Origin of the sequence: Marinobacter sp. MDS2, assembly GCF_030718085.1 — a bacterium.
Taxonomy (GTDB): domain Bacteria; phylum Pseudomonadota; class Gammaproteobacteria; order Pseudomonadales; family Oleiphilaceae; genus Marinobacter.
Window position 1 is genome coordinate 510,493 of sequence record NZ_JAVAJF010000001.1, and the last position, 23,132, is coordinate 533,624.

A 23,132-nucleotide genomic window follows, 5' to 3' on the forward strand; every position below is an offset into this window, starting at 1 on the left:
TTAAAAACAGCTCCATACAAACCAGCATAACGAACAACGAACGGATATCCCTTAGTCCGGAACGGTTGAAGCATTCGAACGGCTGCCCATACTGTACCTTTGACCACTCAAAACAGACATTACGTATGATCAAACCCCAGCAGCTAACCGGCCATGCCCTCACGCGTACTTTCCTGCTGTCCTTCGGCTGGCTTTTGTTGGTTAGGGGCTTGTTGGTTTTACAAAGTGGCGTAATTCCCAGTATGCCGGGCATGCTCGGGGGCGACATTGCCGGCGCAATTCTGCTGACACTTATTCTGCTCGGAAGCCGGGGCGTATTGCGCGGGTTGGTAATTACAGCGCTGGGCTGTGCCCTTTACGTTGCCGGCATGCATCTGACTGCCCATGGCACTCTGTTTCAATTGGCGTTTGCCGGCAAAGGCATGGACAGCACATTCATCGCAGGGAGCCTGCTGAATGTGTACTTGATCACCCTGCCCGTTTACCTCGCGTTGGCGTGGCTCTTACATCATTTACACCGGCGCTGGGTTCCCCTTTTCCGGCCTAAAGCCCTGCCGTTTACCGGCGCTGCAGCGGCGACGTTGATCATCTACTCCCTGTCATTTCCCAGTTTGACCACCCCGGCTAACAACTTGGTGGTCAGCACTTTGGCCCAAATTCCGGGCGCACTGATCAATCCAGTTGGCACGGCGATTGGCAACAACGAGGTAGAGGTCAGCTCCAGCCTGGAAAACCGGACCCATTTTTTTCACCAGCAAGTCAGTGGCCGTAATATCTCACCACCGCCCAACGTCCTCGTGATCATGATCGAGGGCATGTCCGGCGGCTACCTGCCGTCGGTTAGCCGCTTTCACGAGCTTTCACCCGTGGTCTCGTTGCCCAATCTGGAGCAGACCTTCAACGATTTCGGCTTCCGCATCTACAAGAATGTTCTTAGCATGGAACGGCAGACAGACCGAGGAACCTTTACGCTTACCTGCGGCCGTTACCCGGACTTAAGAAGAGCTTCGGAAAAAGTACGTTTGGTGGCCGGCAAACACGCGGCCCCGGACTGCCTCCCTGAAAAGCTGAAAGCCAAAGGCTATCACACGGCCTATTGGCAGGCCGCGCCGATCGAATATATGAACAAAGACGAGTTTATGCCTCAGGCCGGCTACATGGACGTTACCGGCGCTGAAGTGTTTGCCGGCCCGAACGAAGCCGAGGGTTGGGGGCCACCCGACCCGGTTTTCTTCGACGATATCGCCGCCAGACTGCGTTCGCTGAACCGCCAGCACCAGCCTTGGTTTGTAACTACGCTGAACGTAGGCACACACCACCCTTTCAACATCGGCGAAAAGACAGAGAAACGGCTCGCCTCGGAAAAAGCCGAGGACGATAACGAAACCATTCTGCCGATCCCTTCCCCGCAAGCCGCGCGCATCAACGCCATGAAAGTGATGGCCGAAACCCTCGACAGCTTTTTACGACAGCTTGAGCAGGAGGGCATTTTAGAAAACACCCTGGTGATCGTCACGTCCGACGAAGCCGGCGGATTTATTCGCGAAGACCACGAAACTCTTCCGCTGAACAGCAACGTTGGTATGTTAGCGGTGAAGCCGGCGGCGCACGACAGCCTGTCATACTACGCCCCGGAAAATGCGCTAATTTCACAGCTGGACATCGGCATTTCCATCCTGGATGCCAGCGGCCATGGATCAACGGCGGGGGGAATGATCGGCACCAGCTTGCTAGCCATGAACTCCAACCCAACTCGCGATCTTCTGTTGGCAGATACGTATACCGGCATGAAATACTTCTTGCGGAATGAAGGAAAGTTATTGGCCTGCACAGAATTAATGACCCGCTGTCAGACCTGGTCATTCGACCCGAAGCGAATTTTCGGCACCTTAGCCGAAACCGACGAAGAACCCTTTCTTACGTTAGAAGAACGGCTGGCACTGGTAGAAAACGCAAACCGGTTGACCGCCATCGACAACTGACATGCTCAAGCTTACCTCTCGAACCCTGGCACTCTTACGCCAGCACAGCCGCCCACTTCTTGCCTTGCACCTGACCATCACCGGGGTATCGGTTGCGCTACTGCCCTCGCTGGTGGCGGCCGCTTTGGCAGCCATTCGCCCACTCACCGGCGAAGCCGCTATTACCACGGCGGGGTTGATCCGGTTTTTAACCTCGACGGGCGGGATTACCTGGGCAGGTTTCACGATGTTTATTACGGTCGCCATTATCGTTTACCAGCAGGCAGGGATCGCGCTGGTCGTTGCCCAGAATGACCAGCACCCCATGAAAAGTATCGCCCGTGCTTTGTTCGGTGTGGTGCGCCGAATTACTGGCCTGACAACCCTGGCCTTACTACTGACCCTCGCCCATTTTCTGACAGCGTTGCCGTTTCTCGCAGCCATTATCGGCGCCTCGAAACTTTTACTTCATCACTACGCCCCCTATCTACTCAATCTTGAGCGCCCACCGGTACTCTGGTGGTATGGCGCTTTCTGTCTTGCCATGGTGGCGGGACTTGTCGCCTGCAACGGTACCTTGATTGTGCGCGGGAGCCTGGCCACCCCCCGGCTCATGCTTACCGGCGCCAAGCCTGTGGATGCTCTGCGTTCCAGTTACCACCTCACCCGAAAGCGCTCGAGAGATGCCGCAACAACGCTGGCATTGGGCGCAGCCCTTACGGTTGCCATACCGCCATTCATCACGCTGATCTTCAATGCGCTTGCAACTGGCATATTCCAGGTTCTGCCAGACAACAAAGTCTATCTGTTCCCCGCTGTTATCACGCTCGTAGGGAGCTATGTGTTAATTGGGCTGGCCGTCACCTTTCTGGCCACTTCCGCTTTCGGCACTCTGGTCATGGCCTACTACGAAGAACGTTCAGGCTACCCACTTATAAGACCAGCACCTTCGGCCCCTAAACACGCTGCGGTCCTGATACGCCGGGCCTGGGTTTTGGAAGCAATTGTGGTGGCTGTGGTATTGGCACAAAGTTATCCGATCATCAGATCGCTCAACCAAAGCAACGAGGTCGGGATTACCGCGCACCGAGGCAATGCCTCTCTTGCCCCGGAAAATACCGTCAGCGCCATTCAGCAAGCAATTAATGATGGCTCGGATTATATCGAGATCGACGTTCAACTGACGGCCGACGGTGTACCGGTACTTTGGCACGACACCGATATGCAACGCATCTTTGGCTTACCAGAACGAATAAACGACCTGCCGTTCAAGCAACTGCGCACGCTGGATGCCGGATCCTGGTTTGATGCAATCTTTGCGGACGAACGAATCGCCACTCTGGCCGAAGCCATTGAAGCAACCCGAGGCAAGGCAAACCTCTTGGTTGATCTTAAACCGAACCGAAATGAAGACGCGTTAGTCAATGCGGTCGTGAAGGTGTTGCAAGAGAATGATGCAGTTGAAGGCACAGTGATTGCGGCCGCCGACTGGCCTATTCTGGAGCGGGCGAAAACGCTGGAACCAAATCTCAGAACAGCCCTGCTCGCCCAGTTCGTGATCGGTCCTCTGTGGCAGGATCGCTACGACATTCTGGGCATCCGCTCCAACCGCGCCAGCCCCGCCATGGTGGCCCGGGCGCACGAAGCAGGCAACGAGCTGTTCGTATGGACCGTTAACTCGCCGGAGGCAATGGCACGTTTTATCGATATGGGCGTCGATAACATCATTACCGATCGCCCGGACGTGCTTTCTCAACTTCTCGAAAAACAGTCCGAGATGACCGATGGTGAGCGGCTGGCGAACCGGTTACGCAACTGGTTGCGGTAACACGCCAGATGGGTCCACGTCAGCCGTGCTCCTGAAGCCATTGGGATATTTGCTTCTGATACCGCAACGCTGAGCGTTTCTGCGTATCGGTGGTGGTGGCTACCAAACTGTAGCGACCAGAATCATCATGTTCAATTTCGAACCGTCGAATTGCACCAAACGGGCGCTTGTCGGAGCCATAAATACAGATCACATGATATTCCATGGCCTTAAGCTCAACCTCGGGCTCTGTCAGTTGCCCGTCTTTAATGGGCGCGCCGGCTAAGCGCCCTGCTCGTTCCAGCATGTCGCTGAAGGAACACAACTGCATACAAGACCCGGATGCCAGCGGCCCCTGGTGAGTCCGAGTGTTTAGATCAACCGAATCGCGCTCTGCCGAAGCGTGCCCACAGTCCGTTGCCGGTACAAAAAACTCTCCGTCGGTTGTCTCAACGCGCACCATCACGAAATACACGTAAACCGACTCACTGCTCATGTTGCACACTAAGCAAGGTGAATCGACTCCTTCGTCACCGACCGCCCGGTTAATCAGAATACGCGCCCGCGTTTGGCGAGCATAACTGCTGTATAGAAGCTGCGCGTAGAAAATCCATATCATCATCGTACCGATACTGGTGACCGGCGAGATCCATTGCGCATTCGCGCCAAACCACTCCGTGACGCCCATTTTCTATCGACCTCCCTCCTATCCATGCAGATAACCCGTGAGTATAGACATTAGACAACCGGAGCCGATCGCGATGAACAGATGGTAAGAGTACAAACCATTCACTCGGCCAAAACGAAAAAGCCTCCCCGGCGCCGGGGAGGCTTTACGTTAACAAACACACTACACAGGCGACGACTACTGCTCTACAAACGCCCGCTCAATAACATAGTGCCCCATGTCACCGCCACGCGCTTCCTTGAAGCCCTTGTTATCCAGAATCGCGCAGGTGTCTTTCAACATGCTGGGGCTGCCACAGATCATGAACCGGTCCTGCTCAATATCAAAGTCCGGCAAACCCAAATCACGGGTGATCTTCCCGCTTTCCATGGCATCCGTCAGACGGCCTTGGTTACGGAATGTCTCGCGGGTCACCGTGGGGTAATACAACAGCTTGCCCTGAACCATCTCACCGAAGTATTCGTTGTCCGGCAAGCCTTCAATCTCACTCTGGTACGCCAACTCCGAGACATAACGCACCCCGTGGGTCAGAATCACGCGGTCATACGCCTCATAGACTTCCGGATCCTTGATGATGCTCATGAACGGCGCCAACCCAGTGCCAGTGCTGATCAGCCAAAGGTTACGGCCCGGCAGCAGATTATCCAGTATCAACGTACCGGTCGGCTTGCGGCTGACGAGAATCTCGTCACCCACATTGATTTTCTGCAAGCGCGAAGTCAGCGGGCCATCGGGCACTTTAATAGAGAAGAACTCCAGCTCTTCTTCATAGTTGGCGCTGGCGATGCTGTAGGCGCGCATCAAAGGCTTGCCTTCTGATTCCAGTCCGATCATGACGAAGTGGCCGTTCTTGAAACGGAATCCCGGGTCCCGACTGGTCTTGAAGCTGAATAAGGTATCGTTCCAGTGATGAACACTGGTCACCGTTTCTTTCATCAACTTACTCATGGTGCCCTCGCAAGCTAGCAATGGTTAATAATTTAAGATGTGCCCAGTGTAAGCTTTTTCTTGAAATCGACAAAATGGGATGCTCTCATAATGCTATTCGATTTTTTGAATAAACAGCTTCAACTCTGGTAGCCAAACCATGAAATACAGCTTTCGCCAATTAGAAGTTTTTCTCGCTGCGGCCCATTTCCAGAACATCACCCGGGCAGCAGAGTCACTGTCCATGTCCCAATCTGCCGCCAGCAGTGCGCTAAAAGAACTTGAAAGCCAATTCGACATCCGGCTCTTTGATCGGGTTGGCAAACGCCTGCAGTTGAACGAACTGGGCCGACTGTACCGGCCGAAAGCCGAGGCGTTACTCGCCCAGGCCACCGAATTGGAGCAAGCATTCAGCAAGCACTCCGAAATAGGCGCCCTTAAAGTGGGTGCAACCCTGACGATAGGAAACTATCTCGCCGTTGGCGTGATGGCTCAATACATGAACACCCCTACCCGACCGAAAGTCTCACTAGAAGTCGCCAACACAAGCACCATTGCGCGTCGGGTTAAGGACTTTGAACTGGACATCGGTTTAATTGAAGGGGAACTTCAGGCCTCTGAACTTGAGGTTATCCCGTGGCGTGAAGACGAACTCATCGCCTTCTGCGCCCCGAATCACCCTCTGGCTCACAAAAAGCAGCTGACCGATGATGATTTACGGCAAGCGACCTGGATCATGCGAGAGCAAGGCTCTGGCACCCGCCAAAGCTTCGAGAGGGGCATGCAGGGCCTGTTGCCCGATCTGAACGTGTTGCTCGAGCTGGAACACACCGAAGCGATCAAGCGCGCGGTCGAGGCCAACCTGGGGATCGGTTGTTTGTCATGGGTGGTGCTGGCCGACGCATTCAAGCGCGGCAGCCTGGTGCCGCTTGCGATGCCCAAGCATCGCTCATTTAACCGGCAGTTTTATTTCATTTTGCACAAGCAAAAATACCGCAGCGCCGGTATTGCGCAGTGGATGGAGCTGTGCAAACAGCTTTAAGAGCCGCCCGAACCTCATCTTCACCGCGAAATTCGGGGGTTCCGGTTCAGGCCGTAACAGGCCCGCTATGGAAACGGAATTCCGAATCCGCTTCTTCAATCAGCGCCTGCTCTACGGCCATGAATTCTGCGACTCGTTCCTCCACCGGGCCGCCATTGGCCTGAACCGCCAGCTTCAGATAATCCTGATAGTGCCGCGCCTCGGATTTCAATAACCCGGTGTAGAATTCGGCTAATTTTTCATCAAGATGCGGTGCCAAAGCTGCAAAACGTTCACAGGAACGCGCCTCAATAATGGCGCCCACGATCAACACATCCACCAAACGGCCCGGATCGTCCTTACGCACCAGATCTCGCATGCCTCCTGCATACCGTGAAGGTGTCAGGTGGGTATAAGTCACACCCCGCTTTTTCATAATCGCCAACACCTGCTCGAAATGCCGAAGCTCTTCCCGGGCCAAACGCGACATTTTGTTCAGCAACTCGGTGTTTTCAACGTACCGGTACATCAAGCTGAGCGCGGTAGATGCCGCCTTTTTCTCACAGTGTGCGTGATCAATCAGCAGCAAATCCTGGTTCGCCAACGCATTCTCAAGCCACTGCTGCGGCGTGCGGCACGGTAGAAAATCGTATATTTCCTTCAGAGCATCTGTCATATCATTGAATCTGGTCTGGTTTCAAAAGCCACGGAGTATACCGCAGCTAACAGACAGCTCCGACCTCTGTCCAACTTAACTTTATACGTGCTTTCCTATAGAATGCAGCGCCGGATCAAGGTGTCTCTGAATAGAATCTGAATGCCCCGCCGGCCAATTTAGGCGTTATTCAGAGGCTCCTTCGGCCTTTTCGCCAATAAACTCCCGCCCGGCAGCATGCCACCGGCGAGGAACATTCCAACTGATGAGGGTCCATATCGTGTTAGAAGCTTATCGTGAACACGTTGCAGAACGTGCAGCTCTGGGTATCCCACCAAAGCCGCTGAACCCCGAACAGACTGCTGCTCTGGTAGATCTGCTGAAAAACCCACCCGCCGGTGAAGAAGCAACTCTGGTTGATCTTCTGGAAAACCGCGTACCACCAGGAGTAGACGAAGCTGCTTACGTTAAAGCCGCGTTCCTGACCGCGATTGTTAAAGGTGAAGCGGCTTCTCCGCTGATCGATAACAAGAAGGCCGTTCAGCTGCTGGGTATGATGCAAGGTGGTTACAACATCGAAACCTTGGTTGACCTGCTGGACAACGAAGAACTGGCCGAGCTGGCTGGTGAAGAACTGAAGCACACGCTGCTGATGTTCGACGCGTTTAACGACGTGAAAGAAAAAATGGACGCAGGCAACGCTGTTGCCAAGTCTGTTGTTGAGTCTTGGGCCAACGCTGAGTGGTTCACCAACAAAGACAAGGTTCCTGAAAGCACCAAGATGGTGGTTTTCAAGGTTACTGGCGAAACCAACACCGACGACCTGTCTCCTGCTCCCGATGCATGGTCCCGCCCGGATATCCCGCTGCACGCTCGCGCTGCCTATAAAATGGAACGCGACGGCCTGAATCCGGAAGAGCCAGGCGTTACTGGCCCGATGAGCCAGATCGACGAAATCAAATCCAAAGGCCTGCCCGTTGCTTTTGTGGGTGACGTAGTAGGTACTGGTTCATCTCGTAAGTCTGCCACTAACTCTGTTCTGTGGTTCTTCGGTGACGACATTCCGGGCGTTCCTAACAAGCGCGCTGGCGGTGTATGTATCGGTAACAAAGTTGCCCCGATCTTCTTCAACACCATGGAAGATGCCGGCGCTTTGGTATTCGAAGCCCCCGTTGACAACATGAACATGGGCGACGTAATCGAAATCCGCCCATACGAAGGCAAGATCCTGAACGAAGCCGGTGATGTTATCTCCGAGTTCGAGTTCAAATCTGACGTGATTCTGGACGAAGTTCAGGCCGGCGGCCGTATCCCTCTGATCATCGGTCGTGGCTTGACTGCCAAGGCTCGCACCGCACTGGGCATGGGCCCGACCGATCTGTTCCGTCTGCCGGAAGATCCGGAAGCGGGTGACAAAGGCTTTACTCTGGCCCAGAAGATGGTTGGTAAAGCATGTGGACTGGAAGAAGGCCAAGGCGTTCGTCCAGGCACCTACTGCGAGCCGCACATGACCACTGTTGGTTCTCAGGACACCACTGGTCCGATGACCCGTGACGAACTGAAAGATCTGGCCTGCTTGGGCTTCCAGGCTGACCTGGTTATGCAGTCGTTCTGTCACACCGCCGCTTACCCGAAGCCGGTTGACGTTGAAATGCAGCACACCATGCCGGACTTCATCCGCAACCGTGGCGGTGTTTCCCTGCGTCCGGGCGACGGCATCATCCACTCCTGGCTGAACCGTATGCTGCTGCCAGACACCGTTGGTACTGGTGGTGACTCCCACACCCGCTTCCCGATGGGCATTTCCTTCCCGGCCGGTTCTGGTCTGGTTGCGTTTGCTGCGGCAACCGGTGTTATGCCTCTGGACATGCCAGAATCCGTTCTGGTTCGCTTCAAAGGCAAAATGCAGCCGGGTATCACCCTGCGCGATCTGGTACACGCGATCCCGCTGTACGGCATCAAGCAAGGCATGCTGACTGTTGAGAAAAAAGGCAAGATCAACGAATTCTCTGGTCGTATTCTGGAAATCGAAGGTCTTGAGCACCTGACTGTTGAGCAGGCGTTCGAACTGTCTGACGCCTCCGCTGAACGCTCTGCTGCCGGTTGTACCATCAACCTGTCTGAAGAATCTGTTGCCGAGTACCTGCGTTCCAACATCACCATGCTGCGCTGGATGATCGCTGAAGGTTACGGCGACCCACGTACCCTGGAGCGTCGTGCCCAGCAGATGGAAGCCTGGTTGGCTGATCCGAAGCTGATGCGTGCAGACAAAGACGCTGAGTACTCTCACGTCGTTGAAATCGACCTGGCGGACATCAAAGAGCCGATCGTGTGCTGCCCGAACGACCCTGACGATGCCAAGTTCCTGTCCGAAGTGGCTGGCGACAAGGTAGACGAAGTGTTCATCGGTTCCTGCATGACCAACATCGGTCACTTCCGTGCCGCTGGTAAGCTGCTTGATCAGCACAAAGGTTCCCTGAACACGCGTCTGTGGATGTCTCCGCCGACCAAGATGGATCAGGCTCAGCTGATGGAAGAAGGTTACTTCAACATCTACGGCACTGCCGGTGTGCGCACCGAAATGCCGGGTTGTTCACTGTGTATGGGTAACCAGGCTCGTGTGGCTGCGAAGTCCACCGTTCTGTCTACCTCTACCCGTAACTTCCCGAACCGTCTGGGCGATGGTGCCAACGTGTACCTGACCTCTGCGGAGCTGGCTTCTGTTGGCGCGATCCTTGGCAAGCTTCCGACTCCTCAGGAGTACATGGAGTACGCTAAAGATCTGGACAGCATGTCAGCTGAGATCTACAAGTATCTCAACTTTGACCAGATGGAGAACTACACCAAGAAGGCGTCTGAAGCGACTGTCGCTTAAGCACCAACCTTTTCGGTTTAGCTCCAATGAAACGCCAGCCTTCGGGCTGGCGTTTTTTTGTGCCTGCACAAATGCCTACTGATTTATCAATGTCCCGACACCGCCATGGGGTAGCTTTTCTTTCGGGAAAAATAACTCGCTTCGCTCAGACATCTTTTTCCCTGCAGAAAAGCTACCCCACACCGGCGCCTCACTCCGCGCTGTTAGATTGTCTGGTCCATAAAAAAAGGGCTCCCTCAGGAGCCCTTTCGCACAACCGTTTAGTAACCCTTGCGATTACCGCTCGATGTGCTGGTATTCACCGGCATCTGCTGTCACAGAGCTCACCACGACAATGGCAATGAGCGCGGCAACGAAGCCAGGAATGATCTCGTAAACGCCCGGACCACCCATGAAGCTGCCATTCCAGCCCAGAGAGATCCATACCATAACAGTCACAGCACCCACTACCATGCCTGCAATGGCACCAGCACCGTTGGTGCGGGACCACATCAGAGACAGCAGGATCAGCGGACCAAAGGCGGCACCAAAGCCTGCCCAAGCGTTACTGACCAGCCCCAGAACCTGAGAGTCAGGGTCAGAAGCGATAACCGCAGCCACCAGGCCGACAGCCACAACACAGGCACGGCCTACGTTCACACACTCACGATCTGTGGCTTCTTTGCGCAGGAACAAGCGGTAGAAGTCTTCAGTCAATGAAGAAGACGACACCAGCAACTGACTGGAGATGGTACTCATAACCGCCGCCAGCAGCGCCGCATACAAGAAGCCAGTAATCAGCGGGTGGAACAGCATGTCAGACAGAATGATGAAAATGGTTTCCGGGTCGGCAATGTCCAGGCCGTTACGAACCGCGTAAGCGCGACCGAACACACCCAGAGAAATCGCACCGATCAGGGAAATACCCATCCAACCCATACCAATGTTACGGGCAGTCGGTACATCTTTCAGGGAGCGGATCGCCATGAAACGCACGATGATGTGCGGCTGACCGAAGTAACCCAAGCCCCAAGTAACCGCTGACAACCAGCCAATGAAGGTCAGGCCTTCGGTCCAGGACAACAAGGTTGGATCTACTTCGTTAAGAGTCTGTGAAGCCTGGGCGTAGCCGCCACCGCCTTCACCGAACAGCACGACAGCCGGCATGATAACCAGCGCCAGCATCATGATGCAGCCCTGGACGAAGTCGGTCATGCTCACCGCCAGGAAGCCACCTACCACGGTATAAGCCAGTACCACACCCAAGGTGATCACAATACCGACAGAGTAATCACTCAAACCGCCGAAGTTGAAGATACCGGCAAAGGCGCTTTCAAACAGCTTACCACCAGCAACCAGACCAGAAGCGGTGTATACCGCGAAGAACACCACGATAACAATCGCAGATACGGTCCTGAGCGACAGAGCTTTTGTCGGGAAACGATTGGCCAGGAAAGACGGGATAGTGATGGCGTTGCCATAATGAACGGTTTGTTCACGGAGGCGAGGCGCTACCAGTACCCAGTTGAAAAACGCACCCACGAACAAGCCGATGCCGATCCAGGCAGACGCCAAACCAGACACGTACAACGCGCCCGGCAGCCCCAACAGCAGCCAACCACTCATATCAGACGCACCGGCCGACAAGGCCGCTACTTTCGGGCTAAGCGCTCGCCCACCCAGCATGTAGTCTTCAGACGAAGACGTCGATGTGCGCATTGCATAAATGCCGATGGCAATCATGAGCGCAAAGTAAGCAAAAAGACTGATCCAAACACCAATAGCCATAAGGCTCCTCCGGTTTAATGAGTCGGACTAGATCCGCTCTCTGAGCACAGCCCTGGCGCTATAGCCAGCTTACTGCGCCGTTATTCTTGTTTAGCCGAATTCCATCCTCGTTGGAGCGAAGCGTTCCTCGCACGGATACTCCCTCAATATAGTTAAACTTCAGTATTTTGCGACTGAAATCAACAACAAGTCGGCAATACGGGACTTCAGGCGACACAAGTTAGTATTACTACCCACTCACGGCTTACGAAATCCTACGATTCTTTTACAAAATTCTCCGGTACTGGCCATTCGTGCCGGAATTATGCGACATGTTCGCCGATTTGGAGTCTGGAGGGCGTTGTTCCTTTGTATTTGCGCAACGCATTGGTGAGTGCACTTTGAGATGAGAAGCCGGTTCGGTAGCTGATTTCAGAGACCGACAACTGGCGACTGGCGAGCAAACGTGCAGCCTGCTCTAGACGTGTCTGTAACAAAAACTGATGCGGCGTGATCCCCGCCACTTCCCTGAAAATTTCGTGGAACCGGCTAACACTCAAGCAGGCTTGGCCTGCCAGCTCCTGAACGGTAATTTTCCGGTGCAGGTTATCCAGAATGAAGCGGCGGGTCGCTTCTGGGCTGACACTGTTGCGCGCAGGTTTGACTGGCGCTCCATCAACCACGCGATCCGCCATGCTATACAGAATGCTCGCAGCCAGATGCCGATGCAACGGCACGTTGTCCGGCGCCCGGTCAAATTCACCCGCCGCAAATTGCACCAACCCCTGCAAACGGTGATCCATCTGAACCGTGCAGGGTTTATCGAACATTCTGGCCAGCAATTCGTATTCTCTATGAGCCGTAGACTCAAGCGCAGGGCTCTGGGGATCAAGATTGATCACCAAAACATGGTTTAGCTGATCCCCGCAGTAATCGTGCTCAATCTCTGTAGGCACCAAACACGCTTTCCAGGTATCGAGATACGCCCCTAGCCCATCGACACACAACTCGGCTGCGCCACGAACACCGACAACCACCTGGTGGTGCTCATGGTGATGTTGCTGAGCGTTCGCGGGGAGTTTTACGATCCTGGCATCCAGCATTGCCCTACCCTACTGCTTGAGGCGATTTGGCTAGCGCTGCCAGCAATGCCCCCACACTTGCCGAAACCTGCTCCAGCGGCAACGCGGCATTGACGATGTGGTACTGAGCCGGAGCAGCCGTAGCGCGCTCCAGGTAGGTGTCCCGAATGCGTTGGAAAAACTCGACGTCTTCCCGTTCGAAGCGGTCCAGCTCACCCCGGTGTTTGGCTCGCGCCATACCGGTTTCAACCGGTGCATCCAGTAAAATCACGTGGTCAGGGCGCAGATCTCCCTGAACCAGAGTCTCAAGCACAGAAATGCGCTCCTTAGAAACACCGCGGCCACCGCCCTGGTAGGCGAAAGTGGCGTCAGTAAAACGGTCACACAGCACCCATTTTCCGGCGTCGAGTGCTGGCAGGATATGGGTGTGCAGATGCTGGGCCCGAGCCGCAAACATCAAAAGCAATTCGGTCATTTCGTGCACCGACTCATCCCGGGGCGCCAGCAAAAGTTCCCGGATATTCTCTGCCATCGGCGTGCCGCCGGGTTCGCGAGTCACGATGAATTCAATACCCAAGGACTCCAGAGTCTCTGCAGCATTTTTCATCTGGGTAGACTTACCCACCCCCTCAGTGCCTTCAAACGTAATAAAACGGCCTCGAGCTGCCATTACTTGTCTCCGCCGTTGTTAGTTTTCGCATCCGGAACCGGATAAGACCGATACCCTTCTTTACGATTCAACTGAAAAGCCCTGACTGCCTTCTGGTGCTCCGCCAGGGTCTTTGAGAATTTGTGGCTGCCGTCACCCCGGGCAACAAAATACAACGCATCTCCGTCATCCGGGTGCAGCGCTGCATGAATCGCATCACGCCCCGGCAGTGCAATCGGGGTAGGCGGCAGGCCATCAATACGGTAGGTGTTGTAAGGTGTGTGCGTGCGCAAATCACGCCGACGAATTCGGCCATCGTACTTATCACCCATACCATAGATTACGGTTGGATCGGTCTGCAGACGCATTCCCTTCTCTAATCGGCGAACAAAAACGCCTGCAACCTGCTCACGCTCATAAGGAGCGCCAGTCTCTCGCTCTACGATGGAGGCCATGATCAGGGCCTCGTAAGGTGTGTCGTAGGGAAGGTTTTTCGCTCGCTCTGCCCATTCTTGCTCCAGCAAGCTAGCCATACGATTGTAGGCACGTTTCAGGATATCCAGATCCGTTTCGCTACCGCTGAACATGTAGGTATCCGGAAAAAACCAGCCCTCAGGATGCTGGCCTTCTGCCCCAACGGCTTTCATGATCTTCTGGTCAGACCAGTCGGTTGTCACTTTCTTGAGCTTCTCGGACTTCGCCAGCGCCGTCCGAAGATCGGCAAACGTCCATCCTTCGATAAACTGCACCGCCCACAGCTTGACCTTGCCTTCAACCATCGAATCAACAATCTCCAGCGGTGTCATTCCGGGAGTCAGCTCATAATCGCCGGCCTTGATGCGGGTAAGCTCTGGATTTAGACGGCCATACAACCGTAACCACAGAGAGTCAGAAATCAGCTCTTGCCGGGCAAGATCATGTACGAGGCCATTGAACGAGGTGCCATGCTCAACACTGAACAAGACAGGCTCTTCGAGCGTTACGGGCTTTTTAAGTGTTTCCAGGCCCTGCCATACCCACAGCCCTACCGCTGCTGCAGCCATCACACCCAGAGCAAAAACCGAAACTATTAACTTCCTGAACACGCGCGCTAATCCGTTGTTGGAGTGGAGCCGCAGATTGTCGCAAGCCGGCCGGTAACAGGCAAATCCTGTTCGGCCAATGTCCGCACAGAGACAACGCCCAGCACACTATTGGTTAAATAGACACCCCGACAGCTTGATGCGAGCAGATCCTCCAACATGATAGGCGCCTCGTGAACCACCTCGCCGCTCGCGCGAAGTCGTTCCAGCGCAAATCTGCGCATCACCCCCATCACTGCCAAAGAATCAGGCGGCGGCGTGCGCCAACCGTCATCGGTTTCGATAAAGAGATTGGTGCGGGTGCCCTCAACGATATGGCCTGCAGCGTTCGCCATCAGAACTTCGAACACACCGTCTTGCAGTTCAGAGGCGGCCATCACCTGTTCGATTCGGTTCAACGATTTAATACCGGAAAACAGCGGATTGACCGTGAGAGGCACGCGAGAGAAATCAGCCACCACGCCAGTCACCGGCGCTAATGGCGGCATAGCTGCATGAGAGATCAGAAGGTTGGGCTGCAACTCTGGAGTCGGGCGATAGCCCCGGCCTCCGGAACCCCGGGTGAGCGTCAATTTGAGCACCCAGTTATTGCCGCGATAAAAATCGGCGTAACGCTCTAGAGCTTGTTGGAGCGCTCGCTCAAGCTCTGCCCGATTAACGGGTATTCGCAGACGCTCGGCATCCCGGGTCATCCTGTCGAGGTGAAAGGCCTGCAGGTATGCTCCACGATCATCAACCCGAAGGGTTTCAAACAGCCCGTCTCCATAGGCCAAACCGCGATCACCGGGCGGAAAAGCACCGTCTTCCGCCCAATATAGCGTTACCACGGCGAGCTCAGCCCTCGAATCGGCTAAAAATCAGCGTACCGTTGGTGCCGCCGAAACCGAACGAATTGGACAACGCCACCTTAACGTCTGCCTTTCGGCTATTGTGCGGCACAAAATCCAGATCGCACCCGTCATCCGGATTATCCAGATTAATGGTGGGCGGCAGAATGCCATCCCGAACCGCCAGGACCGAGAATATCGCTTCCACGGCACCCGCTGCACCCAGCAAATGCCCGGTCATGGATTTGGTACTGCTGATGGCCAGCTTCTGGGCGTGGTCACCAAACACCGATTTAACGGCCGCCACTTCGGCAACGTCTCCGGCCTGGGTAGACGTGCCGTGAGCGTTAATATAATCCACCTGATCCACCGACAAACCGGCGTCCCGAACCGCATTAGCCATTGAACGCGCCGCGCCTTCACCATCTTCAGGGGGCGAAGTGATGTGGTGCGCATCATCGCTCATGCCGAACCCGACCACTTCGCCGTAAATAGTTGCCCCGCGAGCTTGCGCATGTTCCAGCGCCTCCAGAACCATCACGCCTGCGCCGTCGCTCAACACAAAGCCATCACGCTCTTTGTCCCAAGGGCGACTGGCCTTCTCTGGCTCATCGTTGCGCGTTGACAATGCCCGAGCCGACGAGAACGCTGCAACCGCCGAGCGCGTCGTCGCCATTTCAGAGCCACCCGCCAGCATGACATCGGCATCACCATAAGCGATGGTTCTGGCCGCGTAACCAATGTTGTGGGTCCCGGTGGTACAGGCAGTCACAATGGCGATGTTCGGGCCTTTGTAGCCAAAACGGATGGCCGCGTTACCGGAAATCATATTAATGACCGAAGCCGGCACAAAAAACGGAGAAACCTTGCGAGGCCCGGACTTCTCCATCTGTATAATATTCTTTTCGATATACTCCAGACCGCCAATACCGGAACCGATCGCAATCCCGACACGATCACGGTCTAGCTTTTCGAATTGCTCCAACCCGCTGTCATCCACCGCCTGCTGAGCGGCGATCAAACCATAATGGATAAAGGCATCGAGTTTTCTCGCTTCCTTGCCGGACAACCAGGGTTCCACATCGAGATTTTTGACGGCACCACCAATGCGTGTGTTGTAATCGGTTGCGTCAAAGCGATCAATCGCCCCGATACCGCTCTGCCCTGCGCACACGGCATCCCATGAGGACGCAACATCGTTCCCCACCGGTGAAAGCATCCCCATGCCCGTGATAACAACCCGTCGTTTGCTCATATCCTCATTCACCTGATTGTTCTTTAAAAATATCCATCAACCTTGCTGATGTTCAGCCAATAAAAAAGCCGTCCTTCAATTTACAAAAAAGGACGGCTTTCGCCTGGCAATCTGATCAGCAGAGTATCAGGTGTGCGCGACGATGTAGTCGATCGCGTTCTGAACCGTGCCCAGCTTCTCGGCTTCTTCGTCAGGAATTTCGGTTTCGAATTCCTCTTCAAGGGCCATAACCAGCTCAACAGTGTCCAGTGAGTCAGCGCCAAGATCCTCTACAAAAGAAGATGTGTTCTGAACTTCGGACTCTTTAACGCCCAACTGTTCACATACGATCTTCTTAACGCGCTCTTCAACTGTACTCATAATGTCCTCACTTTAGTGTCAACCAAGCAACTCAATGATTGCCAGTTTAGTTTAAACCCTACCTGCAGACAAGCAGGGGGATCAGTTAAACATGTTGTGCGACAAGGGGTTGCACTACCGCCCAATGCAGGGCTTACCCCATATACATGCCGCCATTCACATGAATCGTTTCTCCGGTAACGTAAGCAGCACCTTCAGATGCCAGGAAAGCCACAACAGAAGCAATTTCTTCCGGCTCGCCCAAACGCCCTGCCGGTATAATCTCCAGCATAGCGTTACGCTGCTTTTCGTCCAGTTTTTTAGTCATATCGGTATCAATAAAGCCCGGTGCCACGCAATTCGCAGTAATACCCCGGTTTGACATCTCTTTTGCCAAGCTGCGAGTAAAGCCTTCTACCCCCGCCTTGGCGGCACAGTAGTTGCCTTGCCCCGGATTACCCATGCTCGCAACCACCGAACTCACATTAATCACACGGCCCCAACGGGCCTTCGCCATGCCTCTCAGCACGGCCTTGCTGGTACGGTAGACGCTGGACAAATTGGTTTCCAGAACCGATGACCAGTCATCATCCTTCAAACGCATCAACAAGTTATCACGGGTAATACCCGCGTTATTGACCAAAATCAGAGGTGCGCCAGATTTCTCTGCAATCTGCTTCAATCCGGCATCAATGCTTTCCGGGTCGGCTACATCCATCACAAGCCCGTAGCCGTTATACCCGGCCGCTTTCAGCCCTTCAGAAATAGAGTCAGCGCCTTCGGCACTCGTTGCGGTACCAATCACTTCGGCACCCAAGCGCGCCAATTCGTGAGCAATGGCCTTACCAATGCCCCGGGTTGCCCCTGTAACCAGCGCTACCTTGCCTTCCAACGACATAACCTACTCCGTCTATCAGGATTGACCGAGTGCTTCTATTGCACCCGCCATAGAATCAGGATCTTCAATACCGTGCACCGGCAAACCACGCTCAATGCGTTTAACCAGTCCGGCTAAAACTTTGCCAGAACCACACTCAACAGCCACTCCGACACCTTCGCTGGCCAGCGTCCGGATGGAATCCGTCCACAGTACCGGCGAGTAAAGCTGCTTCAACAAGTTCGACTTAAGCGTGTCCGCGTCTGTTGCGACGCCCGCATGGACATTCTGCACAACCGGGATGACAGCATCGTTAAAGCGCACATCGTCCAGTGCATCCGCCAACTCTTCGGCGGCACCTTTCATCAGCGCGCAGTGAGAGGGCACGCTGACAGGCAGCGGCATGGCCTTGCGGGCACCTCGTGCCTTGCACGCCTCAATAGCTCGCTCTACAGCCGCCAAGGAACCGGCAATAACAACCTGGCCCGGTGCGTTGAAATTCACGGCCGCAACCACATCACCCTGGGCAGACTCTTCGCAAGCGGCAATCACTTCGGCATCATCCAGCCCAAGTATCGCGGCCATCTTGCCTTCGCCTGCTGGCACAGCCTCTTGCATCAACTCGCCACGCAACTGCACAAGCTTGACAGCTTCAACGAAATCGAGACTTTCAGCAGCCACCAGCGCGCTGTATTCGCCCAAGCTGTGGCCCGCCACAAAATTCGGCTGCGGCCCGCCAGACACCAACCACTGGCGCCACAAAGCCACACTTGCCGTCAACAGGACGGGCTGCGTCACCATGGTTTGATTGAGTTCGTCAGCCGGACCGTGCTGACACACGTGCCAGAGGTCATAGCCAAGTACATTAGAAGCATCACTAAAGGTTTCAGCGATCATCGGCCATGCTTCAGCAGCACCTGATAACATGCCGACCGACTGAGAACCTTGTCCGGGAAAAATAAACGCTGATTTCATAGGAGCGATCTTATCGTTATTGGGGATTGGTGGAGATTAGCCAATAGTACAAGCCAGGCCAATTATCCGCGATAAAGTAAGTTAATGTGGGCCGACTTTAGTCTCAAACGACTTAAAACAACAAGTCATCAAGCCGCTCATTAATTCTGCGGGGAACTTCGTGAGTCACTTCACACACGGCTTGGCGTATCGCTGCAAGCATCGCTCGCTCGTTGGCGTTACCGTGACTCTTTATAACGACACCCTGAAGCCCCAGGAGGCTGGCGCCGTTATGCCGGGACGGGTCCATCAGCTGCAACAAACGGCCCATTACCGGCCGTGCCAACAAACCAACGATGCGCCCATACACAGAGCGGGTGAAAGCCTGCTCGAGCAACTCAATCAGTAACCCGGCTACACCCTCGCCTGTCTTGAGCGCGATGTTGCCAACGAATCCATCACAGACTACAACATCAGCGACGTTCCGGAACAGGTCGCTGCCCTCGACATACCCTATATAGTTCAAAGTTTCGGACTGGGCGAGCATGTGTGACGCAAGCCGAACCTGTTCATTACCCTTGATCTCTTCCTCACCCACATTGAGCAAGGCAACGCGAGGCTCGGCGATCTCGGAAACAGCAGACGCCATCAATGAACCCATCAACGCATATTGATAGAGATTTTCAGCACTGGAATCGACATTGGCACCGAGATCCAGAACCAGACAACGACCACGAAGAGAGGGAATAAGCTTAGCGATAGCTGGCCGCTCGATGCCGGGATACATCCGGATCAAGGACCGCCCGAAAGCCATCAGCGCACCGGTGTTGCCGGCACTGACACAGCCTTGGGCCTCGCCATCACGAACCAGGCCAAGGGCGATGGCCATGGAAGAATTGCGTTTATGACGCAACGCATGGGACGGGCGCTCATTCATGCGCACCACATCGGCTGCTTCGACGATGCGGATTCGGGGATGCCCCCCATGCAACAAGGCCTCGAGCTCGCTCCGGATACCTACCAGAACAAGACTCAAGGCCTCATTTTCACGCACTGCATCTAGCGCAGCATGGACGACTACCTCGGCACCACGATCACCGCTCATGGCATCGACGGCAATGGTGATTGGATTACTCACCGCTCGTCCATACGACACAGGTCAGAAGATATCGCGTCGAGTATTACTCGTCGCGCGCTTCAATAACCTGCTTGCCGCGGTAGAAACCATCCGGAGACACGTGGTGGCGACGATGAACTTCGCCAGTTGTTGCATCAGTGGACAGCGCGGAAGTTGGCAGCGCGTCGTGTGAACGGCGCATGCCGCGCTTGGAACGGGTCTTGCGACTCTTCTGTACAGCCATGGTTAAACTCCTGACCTATTTATGAAAACGTTAATGCTTAGTCGTCTTGAAACCCGCCAGCACGCTGAACGGATTATCATCTCTTTTCTTCGCCTCGGGCTCGACAGGAGCGTTTGACGGCTCCAGTGCCTCAAGGTCTTCTTTCGCCGGACACTCGTCCCTTTCATGAAGCGGGAACGGAGGCAACACCAGAAGAAGTTCATCTTCTACCATCGCCCACAGGTCCGCCGTGAAATCCTCACAAAGGAACGGCTCCAACGTTTTTGGTAACCGTTGAGCCTGCTCATCACTGCTGACCAGGCCCAAATCAAAGCTCGACGTCAACGTGACCTGCATGTCGTTCATGCAACGCTGACACACCAGAGTGACCGGAGCAGATAACTCTCCCGATACAACCCTCCGGCGCTCGCCATCCTGATAGAAGGACAGCTTTGCGTGGCATTCGCGGCCTTCTTGCGAGCCACCTACCGCTTCTCCAAAACGAGCAAGACCCTCGAGCGGTATTACCCCCTCAAGTGTCGCTTTTTGTTCCGCCAACCGTATGGGATCAACAGATTTTGGAAGTTCGGCGTTCGGCGCTTTAGTCATAGGCGCGCAATTTTAGGGAGGAGACCGCCTGCTGTCAAAGACTTAATCGCTTTTATGGCAAGCCTTCCCGTTTAAGTAGGGGTATTCTACGATAATCCCGCCAATTCTCTCAACGAACACGCAGCGGTCAGACCACCATGAAACGAACTATTTTACTCGCCTCATCATCACCTTACCGGAAACAACTGCTGGAACGACTAAGCCTGCCTTTTGCATGCGCCAGCCCCGACATTGACGAAAGCCCCGAACCAAACGAGCCCGCTGAGGCGCTCGCCATACGCCTGGCCGCTCAAAAGGCACAAGCTCTGGCAGAGAAGCACCCGGGCACACTCATTATAGGCTCGGACCAGGTCGCCACCCTGCCCGATGGTCGCTTACTGAACAAACCGGGGTCCCACGAACAAGCGTTAACACAGCTGACTCGCAGCAGCGGTCAGTGCGTACGGTTTCTCACCGGCCTGGCGGTACTGGACACCGAAACCGGCGACCTGAAAACCCACTGCGAGCCTTTCACGGTGCACTTCCGAAACCTCTCGCCGGCAGAGATCACCGGCTATCTGCTCAAAGAGAAGCCCTACGACTGCGCCGGCAGCTTTAAAATGGAAGGGCTAGGCATCACCCTCTTCAGCCGCCTTGAAGGCCGAGACCCGAACAGCCTGATTGGTTTGCCGCTCATCGCCCTCACCGACATACTGCACGGCTTCGGCATAAACCCTCTGCTGGAAAGCTAACCCGCATCCCAGTCACGGATTAGCGCAATTCCAGGCGAGACTCCAGCAAATGCGCAGCCACGCCTTCGCCAAAGGACACCCCTAACTGTTCAACGAACTGCTGAAACGGCGAAGGCCCCCGACTGTAGTCCACCAACTCTTCGGCACCCACCACTTCGCGAGCCACCCAGGACGCACTGCCCAAACCATCGATCAAGCCAAGCTCCAACGCCTGCTCCCCGCTCCATACCAGACCACTGAACAAGCGCTCATCGTTAACCAGCCGGTCACCACGCCCTTCCTTTACAGCAGAAATAAACTGCTCGTGCGTGTTCTCCAGTACGCCCTGCCAGAACTCCACATCTTCTTCACGCTCTGGCGTAAACGGGTCAAGAAACGCCTTATTTTCACCGGCAGTGTACAAGCGACGCTCCACACCCAGCTTTTCCATCAACGTATTGAACCCGAAGCCACCGGCCACAACTCCGATAGAACCCACAAGACTGGCACGGTTAGCGTAAATTTCATCAGCCGCGGCCGCGATGTAATACGCTCCAGAGGCACCCACGTCCGCAATCACGGCATACACCTTCTTCTCGGGGTACTCCTCGCGCAAACGCCTGATCTCGTCATACACATAACCGGACTGCACCGGACTTCCGCCCGGACTGTTTATCCGCAACACAACCGCCTTCGAAGTTTCTGCTTCGAAGGCCGCACGCAGCGAGCCCACCAAATTATCAGCACTCGCCAACTCATCCGCGGCGATGGGGCCATTCAGCTCGACTAAAGCAGTATGTTGCTCGGGAACCACCCCCATACCTTCACTGATCGGGGACCGAATCATCGCCACCAACGCAAACAAATAAATAAACGTAAGCAGCTTGAAAAAGACCCCCCAACGGCGGCGACGCTTTTGCTCCGCCTGGAGTGACATCACCAGCTTCTCAATCAATTTCCAGTCGCGGTTCGACTCAGGCGGCATTGCCGGCTTCTTAGCGCCAAAAAAACCGCCTTTACCCGATTCCGAATCACTCATTCGCCATCCCTTAATTCACAAACACTTAACGAGCACACTTTAAAGCCCAAGAACCCGGCGGAGTTCGCCGACCGATCTCACCACCGCGTGGGGCTGGCAATCCTGCAGCACCTCTCTGGAATGCGCTCCCCACTCAACACCAATAGCGGGCATACCAATTCGACGCGCCATATCCAGGTCGTAGTGCGTATCGCCAATCATCACCGCGTCTTCTGGCTGAAAACCGTAAAACTCCAGAATTTCTTCAAGCATCAGCGGGTCCGGCTTCGAGCGGGTTTCATCGGCACACCGAGAGGTATCAAAATGATGCCCCAGACCACTGGTTGTCAGCGCCTGAGCAAGCCCCCTCCGACTCTTTCCGGTTGCCACCGAGCACCCCCGGCCAGAGGTACGAATATCGGCAACCACCTCTGCCATGCCATCAAACACATTCTGTGGGGTCGTCACTTTTTTGAAGAAGTAACCCGAGTAGCCTTCGCGAATACGCACTATCTCTTCATCGCTTACTCCCGGATACAGCTTCCGAAGCGCCTCGATCATACCCAGCCCGACAATATCTCGATAGGCCTCAAGCTCCAGGTTCGGATAGCCAAGCTCCATAGCAGCCTGCTGCAGGCTTTCGGCAATATGATCAACAGAATCGATCAGCGTCCCGTCCCAATCAAATATCACTGCTTTTACGTTCATCT

Annotated in this window: 22 protein-coding genes; 5 read left to right on the forward strand and 17 right to left on the reverse strand. The window is 54.8% G+C overall.

Annotated features, from left to right (window positions below; translation table 11 throughout):
• The first annotated feature begins 125 nt into the window (after positions 1-125).
• Positions 126-1,982, forward strand: coding sequence for an LTA synthase family protein (locus Q9245_RS02450; RefSeq protein ID WP_305895672.1), 1,857 nt, complete (start codon positions 126-128; stop codon positions 1,980-1,982).
• 877 nt (positions 1,983-2,859) lie between these two features.
• Entirely contained in the window at positions 2,860-3,789 is a 930-nt protein-coding gene (locus tag Q9245_RS15940) for a glycerophosphodiester phosphodiesterase (RefSeq protein WP_371824779.1), read from the forward strand.
• A gap of 19 nt (positions 3,790-3,808) precedes the next feature.
• On the opposite strand, the gene Q9245_RS02460 is transcribed toward Q9245_RS15940, so the two are convergent.
• Entirely contained in the window at positions 3,809-4,456 is a 648-nt protein-coding gene (locus Q9245_RS02460; RefSeq protein WP_305895674.1) for a hypothetical protein, read from the reverse strand.
• Between the two features lie 177 nt (positions 4,457-4,633).
• Positions 4,634-5,404 carry a ferredoxin--NADP reductase gene (locus tag Q9245_RS02465; protein WP_199006807.1) on the reverse strand — a complete coding sequence of 257 codons (771 nt, stop codon included), beginning with the start codon at positions 5,402-5,404 and terminating at the stop codon, positions 4,634-4,636.
• Between the two features lie 139 nt (positions 5,405-5,543).
• Between Q9245_RS02465 and Q9245_RS02470 the strand changes: the two genes are divergently transcribed.
• On the forward strand, positions 5,544-6,425 hold the full coding sequence (locus Q9245_RS02470) for a LysR family transcriptional regulator (protein ID WP_305895675.1): 882 nt from the start codon (positions 5,544-5,546) through the stop codon (positions 6,423-6,425).
• 46 nt (positions 6,426-6,471) lie between these two features.
• On the opposite strand, the gene Q9245_RS02475 is transcribed toward Q9245_RS02470, so the two are convergent.
• Positions 6,472-7,080, reverse strand: coding sequence for a tRNA-(ms[2]io[6]A)-hydroxylase (locus Q9245_RS02475; RefSeq protein WP_305895676.1), 609 nt, complete (start codon positions 7,078-7,080; stop codon positions 6,472-6,474).
• Between the two features lie 259 nt (positions 7,081-7,339).
• Here Q9245_RS02475 and Q9245_RS02480 point away from each other — a divergent pair, with 259 nt between their 5' ends.
• Entirely contained in the window at positions 7,340-9,934 is a 2,595-nt protein-coding gene (locus Q9245_RS02480) for a bifunctional aconitate hydratase 2/2-methylisocitrate dehydratase (RefSeq protein WP_305897154.1), read from the forward strand.
• A 276-nt stretch (positions 9,935-10,210) separates the two neighbouring features.
• Here Q9245_RS02480 and putP read toward each other — a convergent pair whose 3' ends face one another.
• From putP to Q9245_RS02540, 12 genes are all read right to left on the reverse strand, one after another.
• Positions 10,211-11,701: a sodium/proline symporter PutP gene (gene putP / locus Q9245_RS02485; RefSeq protein WP_305895677.1), complete on the reverse strand. Its 1,491-nt coding sequence runs from the start codon at positions 11,699-11,701 to the stop codon at positions 10,211-10,213.
• A 302-nt stretch (positions 11,702-12,003) separates the two neighbouring features.
• A complete protein-coding gene (locus Q9245_RS02490) occupies positions 12,004-12,783 on the reverse strand; it encodes an AraC family transcriptional regulator (protein ID WP_305895678.1) in 780 nt (259 codons plus the stop codon).
• A 4-nt stretch (positions 12,784-12,787) separates the two neighbouring features.
• Positions 12,788-13,432, reverse strand: coding sequence for a dTMP kinase (gene tmk, locus Q9245_RS02495; protein ID WP_305895679.1), 645 nt, complete (start codon positions 13,430-13,432; stop codon positions 12,788-12,790).
• Positions 13,432-14,496: an endolytic transglycosylase MltG gene (gene mltG, locus Q9245_RS02500; protein ID WP_305895680.1), complete on the reverse strand. Its 1,065-nt coding sequence runs from the start codon at positions 14,494-14,496 to the stop codon at positions 13,432-13,434. Before mltG ends, tmk begins: the two co-directional genes overlap by 1 nt.
• 5 nt (positions 14,497-14,501) lie before the next feature.
• Positions 14,502-15,320, reverse strand: coding sequence for an aminotransferase class IV (locus tag Q9245_RS02505; RefSeq protein ID WP_305895681.1), 819 nt, complete (start codon positions 15,318-15,320; stop codon positions 14,502-14,504).
• A 7-nt stretch (positions 15,321-15,327) separates the two neighbouring features.
• Positions 15,328-16,575: a beta-ketoacyl-ACP synthase II gene (fabF, locus tag Q9245_RS02510; RefSeq protein WP_305895682.1), complete on the reverse strand. Its 1,248-nt coding sequence runs from the start codon at positions 16,573-16,575 to the stop codon at positions 15,328-15,330.
• Between the two features lie 126 nt (positions 16,576-16,701).
• Entirely contained in the window at positions 16,702-16,935 is a 234-nt protein-coding gene (gene acpP, locus Q9245_RS02515; RefSeq protein WP_114333443.1) for an acyl carrier protein, read from the reverse strand.
• Between the two features lie 133 nt (positions 16,936-17,068).
• A complete protein-coding gene (gene fabG, locus Q9245_RS02520; protein ID WP_305895683.1) occupies positions 17,069-17,812 on the reverse strand; it encodes a 3-oxoacyl-ACP reductase FabG in 744 nt (247 codons plus the stop codon).
• Positions 17,813-17,827: 15 nt separating this feature from the next.
• Positions 17,828-18,766 carry an ACP S-malonyltransferase gene (gene fabD, locus Q9245_RS02525; protein WP_305895684.1) on the reverse strand — a complete coding sequence of 313 codons (939 nt, stop codon included), beginning with the start codon at positions 18,764-18,766 and terminating at the stop codon, positions 17,828-17,830.
• Between the two features lie 112 nt (positions 18,767-18,878).
• Positions 18,879-19,883 carry a phosphate acyltransferase PlsX gene (gene plsX / locus Q9245_RS02530; RefSeq protein ID WP_305895685.1) on the reverse strand — a complete coding sequence of 335 codons (1,005 nt, stop codon included), beginning with the start codon at positions 19,881-19,883 and terminating at the stop codon, positions 18,879-18,881.
• Positions 19,884-19,926: 43 nt separating this feature from the next.
• Positions 19,927-20,106, reverse strand: coding sequence for a 50S ribosomal protein L32 (gene rpmF, locus Q9245_RS02535; RefSeq protein ID WP_305895686.1), 180 nt, complete (start codon positions 20,104-20,106; stop codon positions 19,927-19,929).
• Between the two features lie 30 nt (positions 20,107-20,136).
• On the reverse strand, positions 20,137-20,694 hold the full coding sequence (locus Q9245_RS02540) for a YceD family protein (protein ID WP_305895687.1): 558 nt from the start codon (positions 20,692-20,694) through the stop codon (positions 20,137-20,139).
• Positions 20,695-20,831: 137 nt separating this feature from the next.
• On the opposite strand from Q9245_RS02540, the gene Q9245_RS02545 reads away from it, so the two are divergent.
• A complete protein-coding gene (locus tag Q9245_RS02545; RefSeq protein ID WP_305895688.1) occupies positions 20,832-21,425 on the forward strand; it encodes a nucleoside triphosphate pyrophosphatase in 594 nt (197 codons plus the stop codon).
• 19 nt (positions 21,426-21,444) lie between these two features.
• Here Q9245_RS02545 and Q9245_RS02550 read toward each other — a convergent pair whose 3' ends face one another.
• Positions 21,445-22,443: a S49 family peptidase gene (locus Q9245_RS02550; protein ID WP_371824780.1), complete on the reverse strand. Its 999-nt coding sequence runs from the start codon at positions 22,441-22,443 to the stop codon at positions 21,445-21,447.
• A gap of 39 nt (positions 22,444-22,482) precedes the next feature.
• Positions 22,483-23,130 carry an HAD family hydrolase gene (locus tag Q9245_RS02555; RefSeq protein WP_305895689.1) on the reverse strand — a complete coding sequence of 216 codons (648 nt, stop codon included), beginning with the start codon at positions 23,128-23,130 and terminating at the stop codon, positions 22,483-22,485.
• Positions 23,131-23,132 lie beyond the last annotated feature (2 nt).